Source organism: Neorhizobium sp. AL 9.2.2 (genome assembly GCF_013317225.1).
Lineage (GTDB): Bacteria > Pseudomonadota > Alphaproteobacteria > Rhizobiales > Rhizobiaceae > Neorhizobium > Neorhizobium soli.
In genome coordinates this window covers 510002-533970 of sequence record NZ_JAALXU010000001.1, presented here as the reverse complement: position 1 = coordinate 533970, position 23969 = coordinate 510002, and the positions used below count along the sequence as shown (strand labels likewise).

Sequence of the window (23969 nt, the reverse complement as noted above, 5' to 3'; positions counted from 1 at the left end):
TCCTCATCAACCCCTCTTGAGAGCCGGCATCTGGCCCTGGGCCGCGACATTGCGCAGCGCGATGGCCAGCTCCGCGTAGGCGTCGGCAACGCGCTTGTCGCCGGGCGTCTGCTTCAGCACTTCATAGATCGCGGGCACCTGCCTCACCGCCATGTCGAGATCGGCATCGGTCCCTTGCCGGTAGCCGCCGATCAAGCGCAGATCGCGGGTTTCCTCGAAGCGATGCATCAGTGTTTTCAACCGCATGACCAGTTTCTCCTGGTCGGGCGTCCAGGCCTTTCGGGCGAGACGCGAGATCGACGACAGGGGATTGATCGGCGGGTAGCGACCTTCGTCGGCGAGACCGCGCTCCAGCACAATGTGCCCGTCGAGAATGCCGCGGGCGGAGTCGGAGACCGGATCGTTGTGGTTATCGCCGTCGACGAGGACGGAAATGATGGCGGTGATCGTGCCGCTGTCTTCGAGGCCCGGCCCTGCCCGTTCCAGCAGTTTGGGCAGTTCGGTAAACACCGAAGCCGGATAGCCGCGCGAAATCGGCAACTCGCCGCCGGCGATCGCGACTTCACGCACCGCATGCGCAAAGCGCGTCACGCTGTCTGCGATGAACAGCACGTTTTCGCCCTTGTCGCGAAAGTGTTCGGCAATAGTCATGGCGATCAGCGGCGCCATTTTGCGCAGCATCGGGCTTTCATCGCTCGTGGCCACCACGGCGATGGATTTCTTCATGTTCTCGCCCATCGTGTCTTCGATGAATTCGCGCACCTCGCGGCCGCGTTCCCCGACGAGGGCAATCACGACGCGGTCGAACGCATCGGCGCCGGCCATCATCGACAGGAGCGTCGACTTGCCGACGCCGGAGCCTGCGAAAATGCCGAGACGCTGGCCGAAGCAGAGCGGCGTGAAGATATCGATCGCCTTGACGCCGGTACGGAAACCTTCCTCGACACGGCGGCGGGACATGGATGGCGGCGCGGTACTCATGATCGACCGCGCCACGTCGCCCTGCACGAGCGGGCCGCGGTCGTCGATCGGCCGGCACAGCGCATCAATGGCGCGCCCACACCAGCTGTCATGCGGGGATACCTTGAACTCACCGATGCGCAGAACACTGTCACGGATGCCGATCGGCTCGCCCGGTTCGATCGGGCAGATATGAACCTGGTCGGACTCGACCTTGATCACCTGGCCGAGATGCGTACCAACACTGCTGCAATGCTCGACGAAGTCGCCCAGCCTGACATGTTTCGAAAGGCCGCTGACGGTGTAATAGGTCGCGGAAATTGCGGTGACCACGCCGCCCGGTGCAAACGCAAAGGCCGGCCCGGTGTGGCGCCCAACGAGGGCTGCCAAGAGATCGAGCTTGTTTGCCGGGCCGTGAACTGTCTGACTTGCGGTCATGAGGGATCGTTTTCCGGCTTACTGGCTACCGCCCAAGGTCTTGATGGCCTCGGTGAAGCTGCTGTCTGTGGAGCTGAGAAGCGAGGAAATGCTTTCAAAATTGCGGCTGATCGAAATCAGCTCGGTCATCTGGCCGATGCCGTTGACGTTCGACTGCTCGATAAAGCCCTGCATGACGCCGACGTCGCTGTTGTCGACGACCGGCTGTGCCGGTGACGACGGCAGGACGCCGCTGTTTTCATAGCGCAGATAGCCCTTGGAAAGATCGGCCTGGAAGAGGCCGAGCGAAGCGACAATCCTGCCGTCCTGCATGATGCGACCATCGGTGCCGACCGAGGGCGGGCCGCCGTTGCGGTCGAGCTGGATGGCGCCACCGCCGGCATCGAGAACCGGATAGCCCCGGATTGACTGGAGTTCGCCCGTGTCTGCCATGGTGAAGCGTCCGTCACGGGTCAGGACCTGGCCCGCCGGCGTATCGATCGCCATCCATGCGTCACCCTTGACCGCAAAGTCGAGAGGGTTGCCGGTCTGCTGCAGTTCTCCCGATCTCGTGGAGAGGTAGTCGTTGCCCTGCGACACGAAGGAAACCGACGCGGAGATGTTGTTATCGATCTTGGCGAGCATCTGGTCGAACTTTACTTCGGTCGCCCGGAAGCCGACGGTGTTCATGTTGGCCATGTTGTCCGCGACGGTCGTCAACCGCCGCTCAAGCGCCATTTGGGCCGACAGGCCAACATAAATACCAGATTGCATCGATGGATCTCCTGAGATGAAGCGGCTCCTACCATCGAGGAATCGCCGAGCGGCCTGAACCGGCCTTCGTGCGCATTCAAACAGGGGTTGCTTGTGTGAAGCTGATCGAAAATGCGAAACGGCGGCGAGGCCGCGATAGCCAGCTTCACGCAAGGCTACCCGCCTAGATGTTCCGCTGCATTAATGACGGCGGATACACATCAAAATGATGATCATTGTGGGTTTCATAATCACTATTGGCTGCGTGCTTGGTGGCTTCATGGCCATGGGCGGCCATCTCAATGTTCTGTTCCAGCCTTTCGAGCTGGTGATCATCGGCGGCGCAGGCCTGGGCGGCTTTATCATGGCCAACCCGATCAAGGTCGTGAAAGACAGCGGCAAGGCACTGGGTGAAGCCTTCAAGTTCGCGGTTCCCAAGGAGCGCGAATATCTCGACATCCTCGGCGTTCTCTACGCACTGATGCGCGACCTCAGAACCAAGCCGCGCAACGAGATCGAAGCGCATATCGACAATCCGCAGGAATCGTCGATCTTCCAGACGGCTCCGACGGTTCTGAAAAACAAGCAGCTGACCGTGTTCATCTGCGACTATGTTCGCCTGATCATCATCGGCAACGCCCGCAGCCACGAGATCGAAGCGCTGATGGACGAAGAGCTGGAGACGATGCTGTCCGACAAGCTCAAGCCCTATCATGCGATTACCGCAATGGGTGACTCGTTCCCGGCCATCGGTATCGTCGCCGCCGTTCTCGGTGTCATCAAGGCCATGGGCAAGATCAACGAGTCGCCTGAGGTCCTGGGCGGACTGATCGGCGCCGCACTGGTCGGCACCATGCTCGGTATCATTCTCTCCTACTGCGTTTGCAATCCGCTGACCTCGCAGATCAAGGTCGTCCGCACAAAGCAGCATCGCCTCTACACGATCGTCAAGCAGACGCTCATCGCCTACATGAACGGCTCCGTACCGCAGGTCGCTCTCGAATACGGTCGCAAGACCATCGGCAACGGCGATCGTCCTTCGATCGACGCCGTCGAGCAGGAGATGATGAACCCCGGTGGTGAGAGCAAGGCGGCCTAACGATGAACAATCCGTCGAGCGAAGTCACTAAGCCGATCGACCCGATCGTCCTTGCGCGGCTGACAGGCAGCCTGGGTGACGTGAAGACGATTGCCCATTGCTGCAGCGATGTTGCAGCCCTGCAATGCCAGCTTCTCGGCGATGTCGTCCAGGAGGAAATGCAGCTCGACATCGGCGTCGAATATGCCGGCCACGTCTCCGGTCTGCGCTCTCAGGTCATCGCGGGGCTTGGCGCGGGTTACACGCTTGTGAGCGCCAGTCAGCGCAACTGGTGTACCCATTTCGTGATCGCCACCCGGAACAGCCTGCCGATCGCCATGATCGCGCAGCTGCTCGGCGATACCGACCAGCCTTCTGATGACACGCGCACGTTGACGTCTATCGAGGGCGATATCGCATCGCTGCTCGTTTCGCGGATCGCGGGCGTGCTTCGCCTCGGCCTCGGCCCCAAGGGGGAGTTCGAGCCGGTGCTGTCGCCATGCTATCCGATCACCGACTACGCCCGGCAGTCGCTGGAGATCCCCGACTGTTTCGCAGCCGCGGTCCGGCTTCAGGTCAAGCTTGGATCGCTGACGGGTGAGGTCGTGATCGTCATTCCGCAAAGCGTGTTGCTGAAGACGACGATCACCCGTCCTTCCGGACAACTGGCAAACAGTCTTCCGGCGCCGGCCGAGGCCGTTGCCGATCACGTGCTGCGCTCGCAGATCGATCTTTGCGCGCGCATCAAGCTCACGCCGCTCAAGCTTGGCTCAATTGCCAGATTGAAGCCTGGTGATACCATACCGTTCGAAGACATCGGCGACATTGGGGTCGATATGGATGCGAACGGGAAACTGATCTACCGCTGCGAGTTCGGCCGGTCCGGCGACAGCTATTCCGTAAAGATAAAATCCAACGTCTCTCCAGACGGCAATATACTCAAAAAAATTCTCGATAATTGACGCGGCGCTTCCGCGCCCGGCAGCTTCAGACAAGTTTCGATGTGGATAATAGATCATGGCTAGAAAAACGACCGTCAAAAACGAACTGACTGAAGATCCGATCGCCTCGAGCAGCCTGGATCTGGAACACGCGATCGACGACCTGCGTGGCGCATTGAAGGCGGACGAGGACGGCACGCTGCTGTCGGCCGATCCGTTCGCGTCACCGGCCTCCGATTTCGGCAGCGACAGCTTCGGTTCGACGGATTTCGGAACGAGCGACTTTGGCTCGACCGATTTCGGCGGCAGCGACTTTGGTGGTGGCGACCTTGGCAAGTCCGACTTCGGAGCCAGCAGCTTTGGTGGTGGCGCAAGTGCGATGCCGAGCTTCGGATCCGACACGCATGGTGAAAGCCTCGAGGCCAATCATGACCTCATCTTGGACATTCCGATCGATGTCCAGATCGTGCTCGGTTCAAGCCGCATGCCGGTCAAGGGTCTGATGAGCCTCAAGGAAGGCACGACGATCACGCTCGACAAGAAAATCGGCGAGCCGGTCGATATCACCGTGAACGGTCGCCTGATCGCCCGCGGCGAAATCACGCTTCTCGAAGACGACGATACACGCTTCGGCGTAAAGCTCACTGAATTGTCAGGAGCTCCCAAGAGCTAAAATGAATTTAGCGTTTTAGGACAAGCCCATGATGGACTTCGATACCTTTAGTGACAATCTGCCCGGCCAGCCGCTTTCTCAGGCAGAGAAAGCGGCTGCGGTTCTGCTCGCAATGGGAACGGGCGTTGCAGGTAAGCTGCTGAAGTATTTTACCCAAGCCGAACTGCAGACAATCATTGCCTCCGCGCAGAGCCTGCGCGCCATTCCGCCAGACGAACTGACCACTCTCGTCAACGAGTTCGAAGACCTGTTCACCGAGGGAACAGGTTTGATGGACAACGCCATGGCGATGGAAAAGATTCTCGACGAAGGCCTAACGCCGGAAGAGGTCGACGGACTGCTGGGAAGACGCACCGCGTTCCAGACCTACGAGGACAGTCTCTGGGACCGTCTTCAGGACGCCGATCCGGTTTTCATCTGCAAGTATCTCGGCCGCGAACATCCGCAGACGATCGCCTACATCCTTTCGATGCTGCCTTCCGCCTTTGGTGCGAAAATCCTGGTCGAACTGCCGGAAAGCCTGCGTGCCGACATCATGAAGCGTGCGGTGAACCTGAAGAACGTCAATCCGCAGGCGGTGCAGATCATCGAAAAGCGGATCGCCGATCTCGTCAACGAAATCGATGCCGAGCGGAACTCGACCGGCCCGGTCAAGGTCGCGGACCTGATGAATCAGCTCGAAAAGCCGCAGGTCGATTCCCTGCTCGAATCACTGGAACAGGTCAGTCAGGAAGCAGCCCAGAAGGTTCGCCCGAAGATCTTCCTGTTCGAAGATCTCATGGTCATGCCGCAGCGCAGCCGTGTCATCCTGCTCAACGATATCGCGGGCGACATCCTGACGATGGCGCTGAAAGGTTCGTCGGCACCGATGCGCGAATCCGTGCTCGTCTGCCTCAGCCCACGCCAGCGCCGCATGGTCGAATCGGATCTTGCCGCCGGCGGTACGATCAACCCGCGCGAAGTGGCGCTTGCCCGCCGCGCGATCTCGCAGGAAGCGATCCGGCTTGCCAATTCCGGCCAGATCGAACTCAAGGAAAAAGAAGCACCGGCAAGCGAAGCGGCCTGATTGCCTCCGCTGCCGGACGCATCCAACACCGAAATGCCCGCCTCGTGCGGGCATTTTGTTATCCTTCGCCATCTCGGATGCGGTCAAGCATAGCCGAGACACGATGGAAACTATGCTCGCAGCGCCGCGAATCGGTTAAGGCTTTCGCGCTCGCCGAGCTGGACGAGTATGGGGAGATGTCGCGCTTTCGTGGGCCGACATGCTGAATGCCACTGGGAGAGATCGATGTCGAATAAGCGCATATTGCTGGTCGGAGCCGGATTGTCGGGCGCCGTCATCGCCAGGAAACTTGCGGAGGCCGGTCATTCCGCTGTCGTTCTCGACGAGCGCGCCCACATCGCCGGCAACTGTTTTACCGAGCGTGACAGCGATACGGGCGTGATGGTGCATGTCTACGGACCGCACATCTTTCATACGGACGATGAGCCGGTCTGGGATTATGTCAACCAGTTCCAGACCTTCATGCCCTATGTCAACCGCGTGAAGACGACCAGTGGCGGGCGCGTGTTCCTGCTGCCGATCAACCTGCACACGATCAACCAGTTCTTCGGCAAGACGCTGCGACCCGACGAGGCAAGACAGTTTATCGCGTCGCTGGCCGATACGTCCATCGGTGAGCCGAAGACGTTCGAAGAGCAGGCTTTGAAATTCGTCGGCCGTGATCTCTATGAGGCGTTCCTGAAGGGCTACACGGTCAAGCAATGGGGCTGCGAGCCGAGCCAGCTGCCGGCCAGCATTTTGAAGCGTCTGCCCGTCCGTTTCAACTATGACGACAACTACTTTTTCCATCGTTTTCAGGGCATGCCTGAGAACGGCTATACGGAAATGGTCGAACGCATTCTCAATCACGAGCGCATCGAGGTCAGGCTCGGGACCCGTTTCACCCGGCCAGATGCCGCTTCATTCGACCATGTCTTCTATTCGGGACCGCTTGACGGTTACTTCGACTTCGAACTGGGTCGGCTAGGCTATCGGACGCTGGATTTCGATCGCTTCAGCTACAACGGCGACTACCAGGGCTGCGCCGTGATGAACTACGGCGATCTCGACATTCCCTATACCCGGATTACCGAGCACAAGCATTTCTCGCCTTGGGAAACCCATGAGAAGAGCATCTGCTACCGGGAATATTCACGCGCCTGCGGACCAAGCGACATCCCCTACTATCCGATCCGCATGGCCGACGAAAAGGCCTTGCTCGAGCGCTATGTCGAGCTGGCCCGGACGCAGCAGAACGTGACATTCGTCGGCAGGCTCGGCACCTATCGTTACCTCGACATGGACGTGACGATCCGCGAGGCCCTGGACACGGGGGACGCCTATATCAACGCCCTGCAGGGGAAAGGCGCGCTCGGAGCGTTTTTCGTTAATCCGTAGAGAGATCGTCAGAGACAACCATGTGTCTAACAGTTGGGGCGCGGTTATAAACCGCGCCCCAACTTCGTTTAGAGAGTGCCGGGAAGACCAGAGAGTCTGTGGTCTCCCCGTTAGTCGCAATCAGTAGGTTTTGTACGCTGCAATAACGGCCTCAACCTGTGCAGTGTTCAGTGCCTGAAGCTGCGATGACGACAATGCAGCCATGTGGGTGCTGTCGAGACCGGCGAGTGCGTCCGTGGAGAAGCCGGCGACCGCCTTCAGGCCAATAGCAGAGATCTCGTCGGTGGAGAACAATCCGAGCTCTGTGGCGTCCAGCGTACCTACCTGGGCGGAGCTCAGACCAGCGATCTGCGTGCTGGTCAGCGCTGTCACCTGATCGGAAGACATAGCGCTGAACTGGGTGGATGTCAGTGCTGCAACCTGTGTCGAGCTCAGAGCCGCAATATTGTCCGTGCTCAGCTTGGTAACATCCAAGCCACCGATCGCCTTTTTGCTGATCGCAGCAATATCGGTGGTCGAGAAGGTCGCGAGCTGGCCCGAGGACAAGGCGGCAAGCTGGGTCGACGAAAGTCCCGCAACCTGTGTCGAGGTCAGAGCTTCCGCATTGGCTGTCGTGAGACCGGCGATTGCGTCAGAGGAAAGGCCGGCAAGAGCCTTGGCGCTGATGGCCGCAATTTCGTCGGTGGAGAACAGCGCAATTTCTGTCGAGTCCAGAGTTCCTACCTGGGCGGAGCTCAGACCAGCGATCTGCGTGCTGGTCAGCGCTGTCACCTGATCGGAAGACATAGCGCTGAACTGCGTGGCTGTCAGAGCTGCAACCTGCGTCGAGCTCAGAGCCGCGACATTTGCCGTGCTGAGCTTGGTAAGATCCAAGCCACCGATCGCCTTCTTGCTGATCGCAGCCATATCGTCGGACGAGAAGGCAGCGAGCTGGCTCGAGGACAAGGCGGCAAGCTGGGTCGACGAAAGTCCTGCGACCTGTGTCGTGGTGAGGGCTTCCGCGCCGCCTGTGCCAAGACCGGCGATTGCGTCAGCGGAGAGGCCAGCAAGAGCCTTGGCGCTGATGGCAGCAATTTCGTCAGTCGAGAACAGTGCAATCTCAGTCGAATCCAGAGTTCCAATCTGAGCGGAGCTCAGACCGGCGATCTGCGTGCTGGTCAGCGCTGTCACCTGATCGGAAGACATAGCGCCGAACTGGGTGGATGTCAGTGCTGCAATCTGCGTCGAGCTCAGAGCCGCAATATTGTCCGTGCTGAGCTTGGTAACATCCAAGCCACCGATCGCCTTTTTGCTGATCGCAGCCATATCGTCGGACGAGAAGGTCGCGAGCTGGCCCGAAGACAGGGCGGCAAGCTGGGTCGAAGAAAGTCCTGCAACCTGCGTCGTGGTCAGGGCTTCCGCGCTGCCTGTGCCGAGACCGGCGACTGCGTCAGCGGCGAGGCCAGCAAGAGCCTTCGCGCTGATGGCAGCAATTTCGTCGGTGGAGAACAATGCAATTTCTGCAGAGTCCAAGGTCCCTACCTGAGCGGAGCTCAGACCGGCGATCTGCGTGCTGGTCAGCGCTGTCACCTGATCGGAAGACATAGTGCCGAACTGCGTGGCTGACAGAGCTGCAACCTGCGTCGAGCTCAGAGCCGCGACATTTGCCGTGCTGAGCTTAGTAAGATCCAAGCCACCGATTGCCTTCTTGCTGATCGCAGCCATATCGTCGGACGAGAAGGTCGCGAGCTGGCTCGAGGACAAGGCGGCAAGCTGGGTCGAAGAAAGTCCTGCAACCTGTGTCGTGGTCAGGGCTTCCGCACCGCCTGTGCCGAGACCGGCGATTGCGTCAGCGGAGAGGCCACCGAGAGCTTTGGCACTGATGGCAGCAATTTCGTCGGTCGAGAACAATGCAATTTCTGTGGAGTCCAAGGTCCCTACCTGGGCGGAGCTCAGACCAGCGATCTGCGTGGTGCTCAGCACCGTCAACTGATCGGAAGACAGACTGCCGAATTGCGTGGCCGACAGCGCAGCAATCTGAGTCGAGCTGAGAGCTGCGATATTGTCCGTGCTGAGCTTGGTAACATCCAGCCCGGCAAGAGCCTTTTTGCTGATCGCAGCCATATCGTCAGACGAGAAGGTCGCGAGCTGGCCCGAAGACAGGGCGGCAAGCTGGGTCGAAGAAAGTCCTGCGACCTGTGTCGTGGTCAGGGCTTCGGTGCTGCCGGTGGTGAGGCCGGCGATTGCGTCAGCGGAGAGGCCACCGAGAGCCTTGATACTGATGGCCGCAATTTCGTCGGTGGAGAACAATGCTATTTCTGCAGAGTCCAGGGTCCCTACCTGAGCGGAGCTCAGACCGGCGACTTGCGTGCTGGTCAGCGCCGTCACCTGATCAGAAGACAAACCGCCGAATTGCGTCGCTGAAAGCGCTGCAACCTGCGTGGAGCTAAGAACTGCGACATTGTCGGTGCTGAGCTTGGCAACATCCAGGCCAGCGATCGCACTCTTGCTGATTGCGACGATCTGCGTGCTATCAAGAGACCCGATTTGCGCAGTTGAGAGCTCAGCAACCTGGCTGCTGTACAGACCTGCCACCTGAGCGGTGGAGAATCCATCGAGCTGTGCAGAGCTGAGAATTTGGATCTGATCGAGGCTCAAGCCCGCAAGTGACTTTACCGAAATGGCGCTCATATCCGCTGAATCGAAGCGAGCTAGGCCGTCGGTCGTTAGGGCGGCAATCTGCGATGAGGTGAGGGATTTGATTTGAGCACTGCTCAAAGCATCGACATCTTCCGAGGTCAATCCCGCGATCGTGGTCGTCGATAGTTTGGAAATCTGCGTATTGGATAGGGAAGAGATGATCGTGGTCATGGACGTGTCCTTGATGTCGTTAACGAGAGGTCACGCCTATCTGCCGTCAGACACCCACACACCTGGCGGCAATCCGACCTTGCGCAAATACAGCGAAACAAAAGGGGACATGGCTCACGTGAACCTCGGCGTCGGAAAGGCATCATGCAATTCGAGCCAGAACATAGCTCGGATTTCCCACGCTCACTTGTGCGAAAACTTGAACGCTGTTTTCGCGCCCTAAAATATTTAGCCGAGAATTCTTAAATGAGGCTTAACAAGGGCACAGGCATAAAGTGTTGGCGCTCCGTCCGACACATTGTTGGGTTAATCCAGCGATGCCTGGAGCTTTCCGCTGCTGCGAACAAGAACAGTTGGTAGGCATGATAGATTCGAAATTCATGAATTACCAAAGTCACTTGGCCACAGCTTATTTTTATTAAAAATGCATCCACTACAAATACGGTTACCCATATGTATCGAGAGATCGCAGCTCTTAAGGTTGGAGAACAGATATCAGGCGCTGCTGCGAAAAAACTCAGGCGCTTTCTCCAATACTAACGGCTACTGCACCAACCACGTTTATTCTTCTGCTATTTCGTCGGAGAATTAAGCGATGTGACATACATGGACATGCTGCATAAGACGACCGTCCTCTGGAGCAAAGGTCCTGGATAATCTTATCACGTAGTACGCGACATCGTCGCGCGCGCCACTGCAAGTCTGGATTGCCCTCACCCTGCTTCGCGACCGCAACAACAAGCCCGACGCAAGCTAACCCCGATAATTACAAGGATAAGACGCGTGGAGTGCGTCAATCGTCAGCATCGCTGCCTTGGAACGGGATGGTCATGAACGCCAATATCGCACCTGCAACTGCCCAGGCTTCGCCCTTCGCCAGTATTCTGGAGAAGGCGCAGAACCAGCAACTCTCGCTCGGCGATCTGTTCCAGGTTGCAGAAGCGCTCAATTCCAGCGGCCAGCAGGCGCGCGCCGTCGAGGTCTACAAGGTGTGGACCGCCTTCAACGAAACCCACCCGCTTTTGCATGTCGCCTATTTCAACTACTCCGTGACGCTGCGACAGCAGGGCGACAATGCCGGCGCCATTCTCGCCTTGCAGGCGGCCAACAGGCTCGATCCGCTTTTCGGCCCGGCCCATATCAATCTGGGACGTACGCTCGAAGATTCCGGCCTCATCAATCAGGCACTCCAGAAATGGCGCACCTATATCGATCTGACCGACGAAGTCATTCCTGACCGCATCAACAACCGCCTGATGGCCATGCAGCATACCGGCCGCGTGCTCGAAAACGCAGGTCGGCTGGATGATGCGGAATCCATCCTGTGGCAGGCGATCGAACTGCAGCCAAACAAGACGGAGGCCGGCCAGCACTGGAGTTCGATTCGCCAGCGCCAGTGCAAATGGCCGGTTCTGACTACGACATCGCCGCATGTGACGCCGCGCCAGCTTCTCGATGCGATGTCGCCGCTGACGCTGTCGTGCTATTCGGACGATCCGATGTTCCAGCTGGCCAAGGCCTATCGCTACAGCAAGCAGCTTATCGGCGGGCCGTTCGACCTCAGCGCCTTCCCCCGCAAGGCGGCCAAGAAAAAGACCGGAACCGGGCAGCGTCTGCGCATCGGTTATCTCTCATCAGACCTTCGCGACCATGCCGTCGGTTTCGCATTGCGTGAAGTGCTCGAGTTGCATGACAAGGATAGCGTCGAGATCTACGCCTACTATTGCGGCGAGGCCCGCACCAATGACGCGACGCAGGACCGCATCAAGGCGGTCGCCGACCAGTGGCGCGATATTGCGGCACTTGGCGATGCGGAAGCGGCGAAGACGATCCGCGCCGACGAGATCGATATCCTGATCGACGTCAACGGCTATACGAAAATGGCCCGTGCGAAAATCTTCGCCTACCGTCCGGCACCGGTCATCGTCAATTTCTGCGGCTATCCGGGATCGATCGGCAGCCCGTTCCACCAGTACATGATTGCCGACGGTCACATCGTGCCACCGGAAAACGAGATCTTCTACACCGAGAAGGTGCTGCGGATCGCCTGCAACCAGCCGATCGACCGCAAGCGCGTAATCGCCCCGACGCCGAGCCGCATCGATGCCGGACTGCCGGACGGCGCCTTCGTCTATGCCTGCTTCAATGGCATGCAGAAGATCACGTCGAACTGCTTCAATCGCTGGATGAAGATCCTGTCGGCAACGCCCGGCAGCGTCCTCTGGCTGCTCGCGGGGGACGAGGATGCCAATGTGCGGCTGCGCCAGCTGGCCGAGAAGCAGGGGATCGCGGCAGAACGGCTGATCTTCGCGCCGAAAGCGCCGAACGCCAATCACCTTGCCCGCATCGCCTGTGCCGATCTCTTCCTCGATACATTCCCCTACGGCGCGCATTCGACGGCGTCGGACGCCATCACCATGGGTCTTCCGATCCTCACTGTGTCGGGCAACGGCTTTGCCTCGCGGTTCTGCGGCAGCATTGTTGCCGCCGCCGGCATTCCGGAGATGATCTGCGCCACACCGGAGGAGTATGTCGCGCGCGCCATCGGCTTTGCGCATGACCGCGAGAGCCTGCGCGCGATCAGAACGTCGCTCTGGGACAAGCGCGACACAAGCGCGCTTCGGGACATGCCCGGCCTCGCGCGTCGGCTGGAAGAACTCTACTGGCAGATGCAGGGCGAGGCCGAGCGTGGGGAGACGCCGGTGCCTGATCTTCGCAATCTCGACATCTATTACGAAGTCGGCGCGGAGCTCGTTCTCGAGGGGATCGAGTTCGAAACTGCCGATGCCTACCGGAAGCGCTACACATCGAAGCTGGCATATCAGAACGAATATGCGCCGATTCCCTACGACGACCGTTTCTGGAAACAAAACAAGGGCTGAACTGTCCTGACCCGGCTGTTCTCGATCGAGAGCGTCCGGGTTTTCGGCAGTCTCAAAGGCTCAAAATCCATTTTTAAAATCAAATGCCGCATCAAGGATCATAGCGTATGACCTCGACCATTTCCTCCCTGAGTGCCTCTCAGGTCAGGTCCCTCTCAACGGCAAGCGTCGCTGCGTGGACCACGGAAGATGTCGCATCGCTTTCGACCAAGCAGATCGCTGCGATGTCGTCCTCGCAGATTGCGGCCCTTGATGTCGAAGACGTCGACGTGATGAACACGGTGCAGCTCAATGCCATTTCGCAAAATGCGATCATCGGCCTGACGCTGGACCAGTTGTCCATTCTCAACGGGAACGAAATCGCCAGCCTGAGCACGAGACAGGTTTCCTCACTGTCGACCGCACAGATCAGCAGCCTTTCGGACGATCAGGCCGAGGCTCTGACCTCCGTCCAGGTCGGCGCCCTCACCTCGGAACAAATCGCGGCCCTTACACCCGACGAGATCGCAACATTTTCGACCGCCGACATGGCTGCGATCAGCGCGAAAGGTGTGCGCGGCCTGACATCGACGCTGATCGCCGCACTGTCGGAAGAACAGGTTGCAGCGCTCAACACAGCGGCGATTTCCAATCTGGCCACGAGCCAGATCGATGCCTTTTCCGCCGATCACCTTGCAGCGCTGAAGACAATCCAGATTGCCGCTCTCGGCGGGTCGCAAATGGGCGCATTGACCAGCAACGATATCGCGGCGCTGTCGACGGATCAGGTTGCGGCGCTCAACACAAGGGCGATCGTCGGTCTCAACACCGATCAGATTGCTGCTCTGTCCATCGACCAGGCCGAAGCGCTATCCTCGGTCCAGGTAAAAGCGCTGACCTCGATCCAGCTCGCGGTTCTGAGCGCAGAGGCGATCGAAACGTTTTCGACGGCGGACATCGCATCGATCAGCAGCAAGGCGGTCTCCGGTCTGACAACCGACGTGATCTCAGCCCTGTCCGAACAGCAGATTGCCGCCCTGACCGTGGGGACGGTTGCGAAGCTTTCGGCAACGCAGGTGGCAGCGCTCTCGGTCGATCAGTTCACTGCCATGGCAACAGCGCAGATCGCAGCGCTCAGCGCAACGCAGATCACCGCAATCAGCACGGGGACCATAGCCGAATTTTCCACGCAGCAGATTGCAGCACTCGGAACCGCGACCGTTGCCAAGCTTTCGACGGTGCAGATTGCAGCACTTTCCGAAGATCAAGCGGAAGCGCTCTCCTCGGTCCAGGTAAAGGCCCTGACCTCGTCGCAGATCGCAGCCTTCAGCGATTCGGCAATCGCCACCTTCTCGACCGACGATATCGCTGCCATCAGCAATCGTGGCATTGCGGGGCTGACCGTCGAGAACATTGCCGCGCTGACAACCGGACAGATCGCTTCGCTCAGCACGTCCGCCATTTCCAACCTCGGCACGGACCAGATTGCCGCCCTTTCGGTCGAACAGGCCGAGGCCTTGTCTTCGGTCCAGATCAAGGCGCTGAGCTCGAAGCAGCTTGCCGCACTGTCGCCGGAGGCAGTCGCAACCTTTACCACCGCCGAAATCGCCGCGATCAGCAGCAAGGGTATCGGCGGCCTGAGTTCGGATGCGATCGCAGGACTTTCCATCAGCCAGGTCGCGGCTCTCGGCACGGGTGCGATCGCCAAGCTTTCGACAACCCAGATCGCCAGCCTTTCGGCCGAGCAGGCGGATATCCTATCCACCCTGCAGATCGCGGCACTGACCTCGAAACAGCTTTCAGCGCTTTCCCCCGAGGCAATCGCGACGTTTACGGCCGCAGAAATCGCGACGCTCACCAACAAAAGCATCGGCGGCCTCAGCACCGATATCATTGCGGCACTCACGACAGCGCAGATCGCCGCTCTCGGGACGAGCGCGATTGCCAACCTCGGCACGCAGCAGATTGCGGCACTGTCGACGGATCAGGTGGCTACGCTTTCGGCGGCTCAGGTGAAGGTCCTGTCTTCCAAGCAGGTTTCTGCGCTGACGGAAGACGGTATCGCGACACTGTCGACGAACCAGGTGGCAGCACTGTCAACAGGTGCCATCAAGGGCTTGGTCGCGGACCAGATCGGTGCAATGTCGACCCGGCAGGCCGAAAGCCTGACGTCGGCACAGGTCGGCGCCCTGTCGTCGAAACAGCTCTCGGCGTTCGACGATGATCACATCGCCACCTTCTCAACGCTCGATATTGCAGCAATCGGATCGAGCGCGGTTGGCGGGCTGTCGGAGGATGCGATCTCGTCGCTCTCCGCAAGCCAGATCGCAGCGCTTGGGACAGGTGCGCTGGCGGCACTTGGTACAGGCCAGATCGCAGCTTTTGCGACATCCCAGATCGGAGCGTTGAGCACCCAGCAGATCGCCGCCCTGAAACCGACACAGATCGCAGCGCTCGGCGCGAGCGACATTGCGGTTCTCTCCACGGCGCAGGTCGCCGCACTGAGCGCCTCCGCAGTGGCAGCGCTTGGCGTCGATCAGGTCGAGGCTCTCACATCCGCACAGATCACGGTGCTCGGCTCCAAGCAGATGGCGGCCCTGACATCGACGCAGGTCGCAGCGCTTGATACCGCCGACATCGCACGGCTATCTTCCATGCAGGTCGCAGCCCTAAGCGCCTCCGGCGTTGGGGGTCTCAGCACCAGACAGCTCGCCGTTCTGTCGGTCGATCAGGCCGAAGCGCTGAATTCCAATCAGATCGGTGCACTCACATCCTCGCAGCTTGCTGCACTCGGGACCGACGACATCGCGACATTCTCGACCAAGGAGATTTCGGCGATCGGTTCGGGCGCAATTTCGGGTCTGTCCACGTCCACGATCGCCAGCCTGTCGAGCGAGAAGATCGTGGCGATCAGCACAGCCGGTATCTCCGGCATGACGACACGGCAGGTCGATGCCCTGAGCGCTGGTCAGATCGCGATCCTTTCCACGAAGCAGGTGTCGGCGCTGACCTCGCTGCAGGTCTCTGTTCTTGAGACTACAGATATTGCCGCTCTTTCCTCGAGCCAGGTGAACGCACTCAGTTCCACCGGTGTTGTCGGCCTGACCACGAGCCAGATTGCCGCGCTCTCCTCGGATCAGATCGCAGCGCTGTCCACCCGCCAGGCTGCGGTTCTGAGCTCGTCGCAGATCGTGGCGATCATCTCCAACAATATCGAGGCGTTTTCCGCCAAGAACCTCGGCGTGATCAGCTCCAGCGCGGTTGCCGGGCTTTCAACATCGGTGATCGCTGCTCTTTCGACCGCAGCCATCGCGGCGCTCAGCACGAACGGCATTTCCGGACTGACGACGAAACAGGTGGATGCGCTGACATCCGACCAGGTTTCGGTCCTCACCACGAAGCAGCTCGCGACACTGACCTCGGCGCAGGTCGGTGCTCTCGGCGCCAGCGACGTGACCGTGCTGACGACCTCCCAGATCGCGGCGCTTAGCGCGGCGGGTGTCGCCGGGCTTTCGACCGGCCAGCTGAGTGCGTTGAGCACGGCGCAGGTCGAAGCCATGACGGCCTCGCAGGTCGGCGCGCTCAGCTCCAAGCAGCTTGGAGCGCTCGGCACCGACGATATCGCCACATTCTCCACCGCAGATATCGCCGCGATCGGCTCGGACGCCATTGCCGGCCTCTCCACCGACATGATCGCGGCACTGTCGGTCGACCAGGTCGATTCGCTCAGCACAGCCGGCATAGCCGGTCTCAGCACCAGGCAGATCGACGCCATGGACTCGGCGCAGATCGAGGCGCTGACAAGCAAGCAGGTCGCGGCCCTCAATTCCCGGCAGGCGACGGCGCTCGACACTGCCGATATCGGCAAATTCTCGACGCAGGATATTGCAGCGATCGGCTCCGACCTCATCGTCGGGCTTTCGACCGCCGTGATCGCAGCACTGACCACCGATCAGGTCGCAGCGCTGAGTGCAGCCGGACTGTCCGGGCTGTCGACGAAGCAGATCCAGTCTCTGACAAGCGACCAGATCGGATCGCTCTCATCGTCCCAGATTGCGGTTCTCAACTCCAAGCAGATCGCAGCGCTGGATACGGAAGATGTCGCGGCCCTTTCGGCCGGCCAGATCGCCGCTCTGAGTTCGGGCGGCGTTACGGGGCTTTCGAGCGCGCAGATCAGCGTCCTTAGCACCGCTCAGGTCGAGGCCTTTACGGCGACCCAGGTTGGCGCCTTCAGTTCATCGCAGATTGCAGCGCTTGGCGCCGACGATCTTTCGACCTTCTCGGAAGCCGATATCGCCGCGATCAGCTCGGCTGCGATGCAGGGTCTGTCGACCGCGACCATCGCGGGCTTTTCGGCAGACCAGATCGAAGCGCTAGGCACCGCCAATATCGCCGGCCTGACGACGGCTCAGGTCGGGGCGATGAGCACGGATCAGCTGTCTGCGCTGACCACGAGCCAAATCAAGAACCTGACCTCGCGGCAGATTTCGGCGCTCGGCACATCCGGGATCGCTGCCTTCTCCCACGATCAGATCGAAGCGCTCAACACGGCCGCCATCGCGGGGCTGACAACGGCCCAGATGAGCAGCATGAGCAGCGATCAGATCGAAGCTCTGACGTCCGTTCAGGTTGCCATGCTGAGTTCGACGCAGATCGCATCGCTTGGCACGGACGATCTGGCGACATTCAGCACCGGCGATCTTTCGGCGATCAGTTCGTCGGCCATGCAGGGGATCTCGACAGCGACGATTGCCAGCTTCTCCGCCGATCAGATCTCTGCACTCGGTACCGGCGGCATTGCCGGGCTGACAACGGCCCAGATCAATGTCCTCAGCACCGATCAAGTCGGCGCACTCACCACCGGCCAGCTTTCGGCCCTGACATCGAGGCAGGTGGCAGCGCTCGGCACCGACGACATTCTTGCCATCTCGGCCGATCACATTTCGGCGCTCAACCCGTCGGTGATCGCCGCTTTCTCGACGGTCCAGATCGCAGCGCTCAGCACGAGCCAGTCGGAGGCCCTGACATCCAGCCAGATCGCGACCTTGAGCTCAGGCCAGATCGCAGCCTTCGGCCTTGACGACATCGAGACATTCTCGACTGCAGACATCGCCGCCATCACGTCCAAAGCCGTGCCCGGCCTGTCGACGTCGATGATCGCGGCACTTTCGACCGACCGGATCGCGGCTCTCAGCGCCGACGGCATTGCAGGCCTGTCGACCGCCCAGATCAATGCCCTGAGCGTGCTGCAGGTTGAAGCCCTGACGACTGCACAGTTCTCGGTGATGACGTCCCGCCAACTTGCGGTGCTCGGCACGGACGATCTGGCGATGCTGTCTCCGAACGATATCGCGGCGCTCAACACAGGCGCGATATCAGGCCTGTCGGCGACCCAGATTGCCGCCTTGACGGTCGATCAGGTGGAGGCATTCACCTCCGATCAGGTGGGCATGCTCACATCCACACAGCTTGCCGCGCTTGGCCAGGACGATATCGAAGCGTTCTCGACCAGTGACATTGCCGCGATCAGTTCGAAGGCGATGCCTGGCCTTTCCACAGCAATGCTGTCGGCGTTTTCGGTCGAGCAGATCTCCGTGCTCGGTACCGGCGGCATTGCAGGACTTTCGACGGCGCAGATCGCCGTCCTGAGTTCGATGCAGATCGAAGCTTTGACGACCACGCAGATCGCGGTTTTCACGTCCAAGCAGATTGCAGCGCTCGACACCGGCGATCTCGCCGTTCTCTCGAGCCAGCAGCTTGCGGCCATCAGCTCGACCAGCGTCGGCGGACTTTCGACGGCAACGATCGGCGCCTTCACGACGGAGCAGATCGCGGCCTTGAGCCCGGCTGCGATCTCGGGTCTCTCCACCAGCCAGATCAACGCCATCAGCGTCGATCACCTGGAAGCGCTGACGACCGACCAGGTCGGCGCCCTGACCTCCAAGCAGATGGCCTCGCTCGGCACAGACTATATCGCAGCACTTTCGGTCGAACAGATCGCAGCGATCGGTGCCGGCGGCATTTCCGGTCTCGGCAGTGTTCAGATCGCGGCTCTCAATACCGAGCAGATCGACGCGTTCACGACAAGCCAGATCGCGGCGTTGAGTTCCGGCGCGCTGATGGGGCTCTCGTCGGAAGATTTCGAAACCTTCTCGACGGCGGATCTGGCAGCGATCAGCTCATCCGCAATCAAGGGCCTTTCGACCGGCTTTATTGCCGCGCTTTCTAACGATCAGATTGCTTCTCTGAGTGCCGGAAGCGTCGGCGGCCTGACAAGCCTGCAGATCGACGCCATGAGTTCGCAGCAGATCGACGCGCTTTCGACCGAACAGCTTGCGGGCCTCAGCGCCAACGGACTTGGGGGGATTTCGGCAGACGATTTCGGCACGTTCACACTCGAAGAGCTGGCCGTTCTCAACCCGACTTCGATCAAGGGACTGCCGGTCAGCATCATCGCAGGTCTTTCCACGATCCAGATCGGCGCGCTGACGACCAGCCAGGTGGCCGGCCTCGGCTACAACCAGATCGTCGCCATGAACACCGATCAGCTCGCCGCATTGTCGGTCGATCAGGTCGGGGCGCTGGGCGCGCTTCAGGCATCGGGCATCGGCGCCGACGACATTCTCGGCTTCACCACCGAGGAGATTGCCGCCTTCAGCACCGGTGCGATCTCAAGCTTGAGCACGCTGGTCATCGCGTCGCTCACCACGGCACAGGCAGAGGCCCTCACACCGCTGCAGGTCAACGCGATGACGTCGGCACAGATTTCCGCACTGACGGATGCGGGCCTTGCGACATTCTCGGCCGAAGACATCTCGCTCATCAGTGCCTCGGGGATCTCCGGCATATCGACGGCAGACATCTCGCATCTGACGAGCGACCAGCTTGCGGCGTTGATCGATACGCAGATGGGATCGTTGAGCCCGGACCAGATCTCCGCCGTGATTGCCCGCTATGTCGCATAAGTAAGGTTCACCGCGTCGCGGTGAACCGCTCGACGGCCGTTGGGTTCAAAGCATCTGTGAGAAACCGGTAAACCTTGCGGCGCGGCACGGGCGGACAGATGCCACCGCGCCGTGCTTCTGCTAAGCTTGCTGCCGATGAAGCAGGAGTTGGCTCTTGTCCGACGATCAGGATAAAGACAGCAAAACCGAAGACCCGACTGGTAAAAAAATCCAGGACGCGATGGACAAGGGCAACATCGCGATCTCGTCCGAGGTGGCGATCTTCGCCTCGACGCTTGCCTTCTACATCTACCTGATCTTCTTCCTGCCGCAAAATACCGCGCATCTGGCTGAGGTTCTTAAAGATCTGGTCGAACGCCCCGAACAGTGGCGCATCGATTCGAGCGCGGACCTGGTGTCGCTCTGCGCCTATGTGCTGCTTCAGAGCGCTTATTTCATGCTTCCGGCAGCCGTCCTGTTCATGGGCTTCGGGTTGCTGGCGTCGGCAGGTCAGCACATGCCGTCGTTCATTCTCGAACGAATCAGGCCGCAGTGGAACCGGATCTCGCCGATGTCCGGGTTCAAGCGGCTTTTCTCGATGCAGGGCATGGTCCATTTCGGCAAATCGCTGATCAAGATCGTCGCCGCCGGCATCATCATGTACCTGTCGCTGCGCAACGAGTATTTCAAACTGCTCGATTCGATCTTTTCCGACCCGCAGACGCTTTTTCCGATTCTGGCGCGAATCATCAAGAAGATGATCATCGTCGTCCTGGCCTGCACGTTTTTGGTTGCAGCACTGGATATCGCCTGGACGCGGTTCCACTGGTTTACCGAGCTTCGGATGACCAAGCAGGAAATCAAGGACGAGATGAAGCAGTCGCAGGGCGACCCTTTCGTCAAGGCGCGGCAGCGTTCGATTGCCCGTGATCGCGCCCGGCGGCGCATGATCAACAGCGTTCCGCGCGCCACACTGATCATCACCAACCCGACCCATTATGCGATCGCATTGCGGTATGTCGCGCAGGAATCGGAAGCTCCGGTCGTGGTTGCCAAGGGCCAGGACCTGATTGCTATGCGAATCCGCGAAATTGCTCAGGAGCACGGAATACCGATTTTTGAAGACCCACCCCTCGCCCGTTCCATGTTTGCGCAAGTCTCGGTTGATAGCGTCATCCCATCGGTTTTTTATAAGGCGGTCGCTGAATTGATCCATCGGATCTATGCGGGACGTCGTCAGAACAAACGGATGCGCTGACAGAATGAAAAAATGCTCCTATTCCGCCGTACGTGAAGAAATTCTCGCAAAGGCCATCGGCCCGCTTGCATCCGAATTACGGCTCATCGATGCGGCCGATCTCATTTCGCTTTTGCGGCTTGAGTATCATGCCAATATCTCGGACCTCGTCTCTTCGGCGGCCGAGCTGTATTTCCATCCCGGCACCGTGAATTTCGGCGTCGGTGGCGACTATCATCTCGACTGGGATACGCACCCATCAGTCACGCTGGACCTGGAGATCAAGCCGCGTGGCGTGACGATCCATGCTCAGCTGACGCTTCAGGCCGAAAAGGCGAGCGTCGAAATCAACTACATCAGCTTCCTTTCGCCCTCGGCCAATCCTGACGAGAACACCCGGTTTCTCGAGCGCAGTCTTCAGGACGCAGCCTTCGTACCGTCCATGCGCGGTTTGGCCGGCATGGCCGCCACGGCGAACTAAAAGGCGTCGTACCGCGGATCGTAAAGCTCCGCTTAACCGGGTCTCTGGTACATATGCTTGATTCGGCATTTGACTGCCGAATCAAGCGGCGATGCCCGGGAATGAAGCCCGATCTTTAAGGGTGAAGACCATGACTTCGACGACGCTGTCGACCTATACGAGCTATCTGATCGTCAACCGCGACATGAAGTCGTCGCTTGACCGCGTCGCCAACCAGGGCACGGTCGCTCGCGATACCGAATATTACGAAGCCAATATCGACAAGGTGACGACAGCCGACGAATTCGTCGATGACTATCGACTGTATTCCTATGCGATGAAGGCCTATGGCCTTGAGGAAATGACCTACGGAAAGGCCTTCATGAAGAAGGTCCTGGAGAGCGATCTCAGCGATACCGCAAGCTTTGCCAATTCGCTGACCGACAAGCGCTATGCGACCATGGCGGCGGCTTTCAACTTCGGCACAAAGACCGCCGAGGCGCAGACTTCGGTTCAGGAAGATAATCTCGTCAAGGCGTATCAGGATTCCTTCGATCAGGAAGAAAAGGATATCCAGTCCGAGGTCGACTATTACAGCAAGGCCATCGCTAATATTACCGATGTCGACGACCTCCTGTCGAACAGCCGGCTGAAGACATATGTGCTCGACTCATTCGGGCTCGATGCCAAGTACACGTCCACCAGCTATCTGAAGCAGGTGTTGACCAGCGATCTCGAAGACCCGAACAGCTTTGCCAACCAGACCGGCAGCGACAAGTTCGTGGCGCTTGCCGAAGCGTTCAACTTCCAGGCTGACGGCACGGTCACAGACGGCGACAGCGCCCAGACGAGCGGCCAGATCGAATCGCTGAGGCTCGATTACGTCTACAACAAATCGACGTTCCCATCCGATACGCTCGCGGCCGCCAACCAGACCTATTGGGAAACCAATATTTCCTCGATGACCAGTGTCGACGAGTTGGTCAACGACCCGCGGATGGTCGAGTATTTGACCACGGCCTTCAGCGTCAAAGTGCAGTTCACCTCCACGATCCGGTCGCTGCTGACCAGCGATTCGGCTGCAGCGACGCTCGGCTATACGGGCGTCAAGGCGATGTTCAATTTCCAGAGCGACGGTTCGATCGCCACTGGCGAGACCGCTCAGAACCAGACCCAGCTGGCGTCTACCAGCACCTCCTACCAGACAGCCTTCAAGGCCAACCAGGAAGATGCGGTCACCAATGCGGTCACCAACTATCAGACGCGCATCTCCGAGGTGAAAAGCGTCGATGACTTTCTAAGTTCGAATAAAGACGACGACGACGATACCAATGACGATGTGACGGAGATCTGGGACGTCGCGCTGCGCGCCTATGGGATCGATCCGGCCGATGTCAGCAAGAGCCGGCTCAAGGATATTCTGGCAAGTGATCCGAACGACCCGAAGAGCTATGTCAACCAGCTGAAAGACGACCGGTACGTCAATCTGGTCAAGGCGTTCAACTTCGACGCGGAAGGCGATATCGACACGCCTCTCCTCGTCCAGTCAGCCAGCGTCATCAGCAATTTCGCGACAGACTACAAGACGGAACAGCTCAAACTTCTCAAGGGCAGCGCTCGCGAGAAGGCTGAGGAAGCTGCCGACAAGGAAATCGACTACTACAATACCCAGATGCAGACGATCACCACGGCCGCCGAGCTAATTGCCGACGACCGCCTGGTGTCCTTCGTGCTCGAATCGAAGGGGATCGATCCCAAATCGGTCACCAAGGACGAGCTGAAGAACATGTTCTCGTCCGATCTCGACAATCCCAAAAGCTATGTGAACAGTCTTGCCAACGGCGTGTTTGCTGAGATCGTCGCATCGTTCAACTTCGATAGCGAAGGCAACCTTTCTGCGCAGCCCGTGGGCACGATCCAGCAGCGCGGCGACGTGCTGGCGACCGTCAATAACTACAAGCAACAGACGCTTGAAGAGCAGGAGGGGGAATCCAACGAGGGCGTGCGGCTGGCGCTGTATTTCGAGCGCAAGGCGGCGGACGTTACGAGCGCTTATACGATCCTTGGTGACACGGCGCTTTTCGAGTTCTTCAAGACGACGTTCAGCATGTCCGACTACATATCCAACATGGATACGGATCAGCAGGCGAGCATGATCGAGAAATACGTCGACATCTCGAAGCTTCAGGATCCGGACTACGTGACCAAGTTGATCAAGCAATACACGGCGCTCTACGATTCCGAGAACAGTTCGACGACATCGCCGGCGCTGACGCTGCTCACAACCACCGGCACGACACGCATCAGCTCCGATACGCTGCTTGCCGTCGCCCAGCTTTCATCGAAATAGAG

At 59.4% G+C, this 23969-nt stretch carries 13 protein-coding genes; 10 read left to right on the top strand and 3 right to left on the bottom strand.

All coding sequences use genetic code 11. The features are described 5' to 3' along the window. Positions 1–6 precede the first annotated feature (6 nt). Positions 7–1398, bottom strand: a complete 1392-nt coding sequence (gene fliI / locus G6K99_RS02555) for a flagellar protein export ATPase FliI (RefSeq protein WP_062453815.1) — start codon at positions 1396–1398, stop codon at positions 7–9. 18 nt (positions 1399–1416) lie between these two features. After that, on the bottom strand, positions 1417–2151 hold the full coding sequence (gene flgF, locus G6K99_RS02550) for a flagellar basal-body rod protein FlgF (protein ID WP_062453816.1): 735 nt from the start codon (positions 2149–2151) through the stop codon (positions 1417–1419). Positions 2152–2356: 205 nt separating this feature from the next. Here flgF and motA point away from each other — a divergent pair, with 205 nt between their 5' ends. The 5 genes from motA to glf all read left to right on the top strand — a co-directional run bounded on the left by motA (position 2357) and on the right by glf (position 7265). Further along, a complete protein-coding gene (gene motA / locus G6K99_RS02545; RefSeq protein WP_062453817.1) occupies positions 2357–3229 on the top strand; it encodes a flagellar motor stator protein MotA in 873 nt (290 codons plus the stop codon). Between the two features lie 2 nt (positions 3230–3231). Beyond that, a complete protein-coding gene (locus G6K99_RS02540; protein ID WP_113166203.1) occupies positions 3232–4170 on the top strand; it encodes a FliM/FliN family flagellar motor switch protein in 939 nt (312 codons plus the stop codon). 55 nt (positions 4171–4225) lie between these two features. Further along, positions 4226–4822: a flagellar motor switch protein FliN gene (gene fliN / locus G6K99_RS02535; protein ID WP_062453819.1), complete on the top strand. Its 597-nt coding sequence runs from the start codon at positions 4226–4228 to the stop codon at positions 4820–4822. A gap of 28 nt (positions 4823–4850) precedes the next feature. Then, positions 4851–5888 carry a flagellar motor switch protein FliG gene (fliG, locus tag G6K99_RS02530; RefSeq protein WP_062453820.1) on the top strand — a complete coding sequence of 346 codons (1038 nt, stop codon included), beginning with the start codon at positions 4851–4853 and terminating at the stop codon, positions 5886–5888. Between the two features lie 225 nt (positions 5889–6113). Continuing rightward, entirely contained in the window at positions 6114–7265 is a 1152-nt protein-coding gene (gene glf, locus G6K99_RS02525; RefSeq protein ID WP_174195620.1) for a UDP-galactopyranose mutase, read from the top strand. A 120-nt stretch (positions 7266–7385) separates the two neighbouring features. On the opposite strand, the gene G6K99_RS02520 is transcribed toward glf, so the two are convergent. Then, positions 7386–10115 carry an ice nucleation-like protein gene (locus tag G6K99_RS02520; RefSeq protein ID WP_174195619.1) on the bottom strand — a complete coding sequence of 910 codons (2730 nt, stop codon included), beginning with the start codon at positions 10113–10115 and terminating at the stop codon, positions 7386–7388. An 830-nt stretch (positions 10116–10945) separates the two neighbouring features. Between G6K99_RS02520 and G6K99_RS02515 the strand changes: the two genes are divergently transcribed. The 5 genes from G6K99_RS02515 (at position 10946) to G6K99_RS02495 (ending at position 23967) form a co-directional block, all read left to right on the top strand. After that, positions 10946–12997, top strand: a complete 2052-nt coding sequence (locus tag G6K99_RS02515) for a glycosyl transferase (RefSeq protein WP_174195618.1) — start codon at positions 10946–10948, stop codon at positions 12995–12997. A gap of 107 nt (positions 12998–13104) precedes the next feature. Continuing rightward, on the top strand, positions 13105–19941 hold the full coding sequence (locus G6K99_RS02510; RefSeq protein ID WP_174195617.1) for an S-layer family protein: 6837 nt from the start codon (positions 13105–13107) through the stop codon (positions 19939–19941). 154 nt (positions 19942–20095) lie between these two features. After that, on the top strand, positions 20096–21178 hold the full coding sequence (flhB, locus tag G6K99_RS02505) for a flagellar biosynthesis protein FlhB (protein WP_062453826.1): 1083 nt from the start codon (positions 20096–20098) through the stop codon (positions 21176–21178). Between the two features lie 4 nt (positions 21179–21182). Then, a complete protein-coding gene (locus tag G6K99_RS02500; protein WP_062453827.1) occupies positions 21183–21638 on the top strand; it encodes a hypothetical protein in 456 nt (151 codons plus the stop codon). A 130-nt stretch (positions 21639–21768) separates the two neighbouring features. Then, positions 21769–23967 (top strand): DUF1217 domain-containing protein, encoded by a 2199-nt coding sequence (locus tag G6K99_RS02495; protein ID WP_174195616.1) that lies wholly within the window; start codon positions 21769–21771, stop codon positions 23965–23967. Positions 23968–23969 lie beyond the last annotated feature (2 nt).

Coding starts and splice junctions, on each gene's coding strand:
- fliI (WP_062453815.1), bottom strand. CDS start 1,398: ATGACCGCAAGTCAGACAGTTCACGGCCCGGCAAACAAGCTCGATCTC.
- flgF (WP_062453816.1), bottom strand. CDS start 2,151: ATGCAATCTGGTATTTATGTTGGCCTGTCGGCCCAAATGGCGCTTGAG.
- motA (WP_062453817.1), top strand. CDS start 2,357: ATGATGATCATTGTGGGTTTCATAATCACTATTGGCTGCGTGCTTGGT.
- G6K99_RS02540 (WP_113166203.1), top strand. CDS start 3,232: ATGAACAATCCGTCGAGCGAAGTCACTAAGCCGATCGACCCGATCGTC.
- fliN (WP_062453819.1), top strand. CDS start 4,226: ATGGCTAGAAAAACGACCGTCAAAAACGAACTGACTGAAGATCCGATC.
- fliG (WP_062453820.1), top strand. CDS start 4,851: ATGATGGACTTCGATACCTTTAGTGACAATCTGCCCGGCCAGCCGCTT.
- glf (WP_174195620.1), top strand. CDS start 6,114: ATGTCGAATAAGCGCATATTGCTGGTCGGAGCCGGATTGTCGGGCGCC.
- G6K99_RS02520 (WP_174195619.1), bottom strand. CDS start 10,115: ATGACCACGATCATCTCTTCCCTATCCAATACGCAGATTTCCAAACTA.
- G6K99_RS02515 (WP_174195618.1), top strand. CDS start 10,946: ATGAACGCCAATATCGCACCTGCAACTGCCCAGGCTTCGCCCTTCGCC.
- G6K99_RS02510 (WP_174195617.1), top strand. CDS start 13,105: ATGACCTCGACCATTTCCTCCCTGAGTGCCTCTCAGGTCAGGTCCCTC.
- G6K99_RS02500 (WP_062453827.1), top strand. CDS start 21,183: ATGAAAAAATGCTCCTATTCCGCCGTACGTGAAGAAATTCTCGCAAAG.
- G6K99_RS02495 (WP_174195616.1), top strand. CDS start 21,769: ATGACTTCGACGACGCTGTCGACCTATACGAGCTATCTGATCGTCAAC.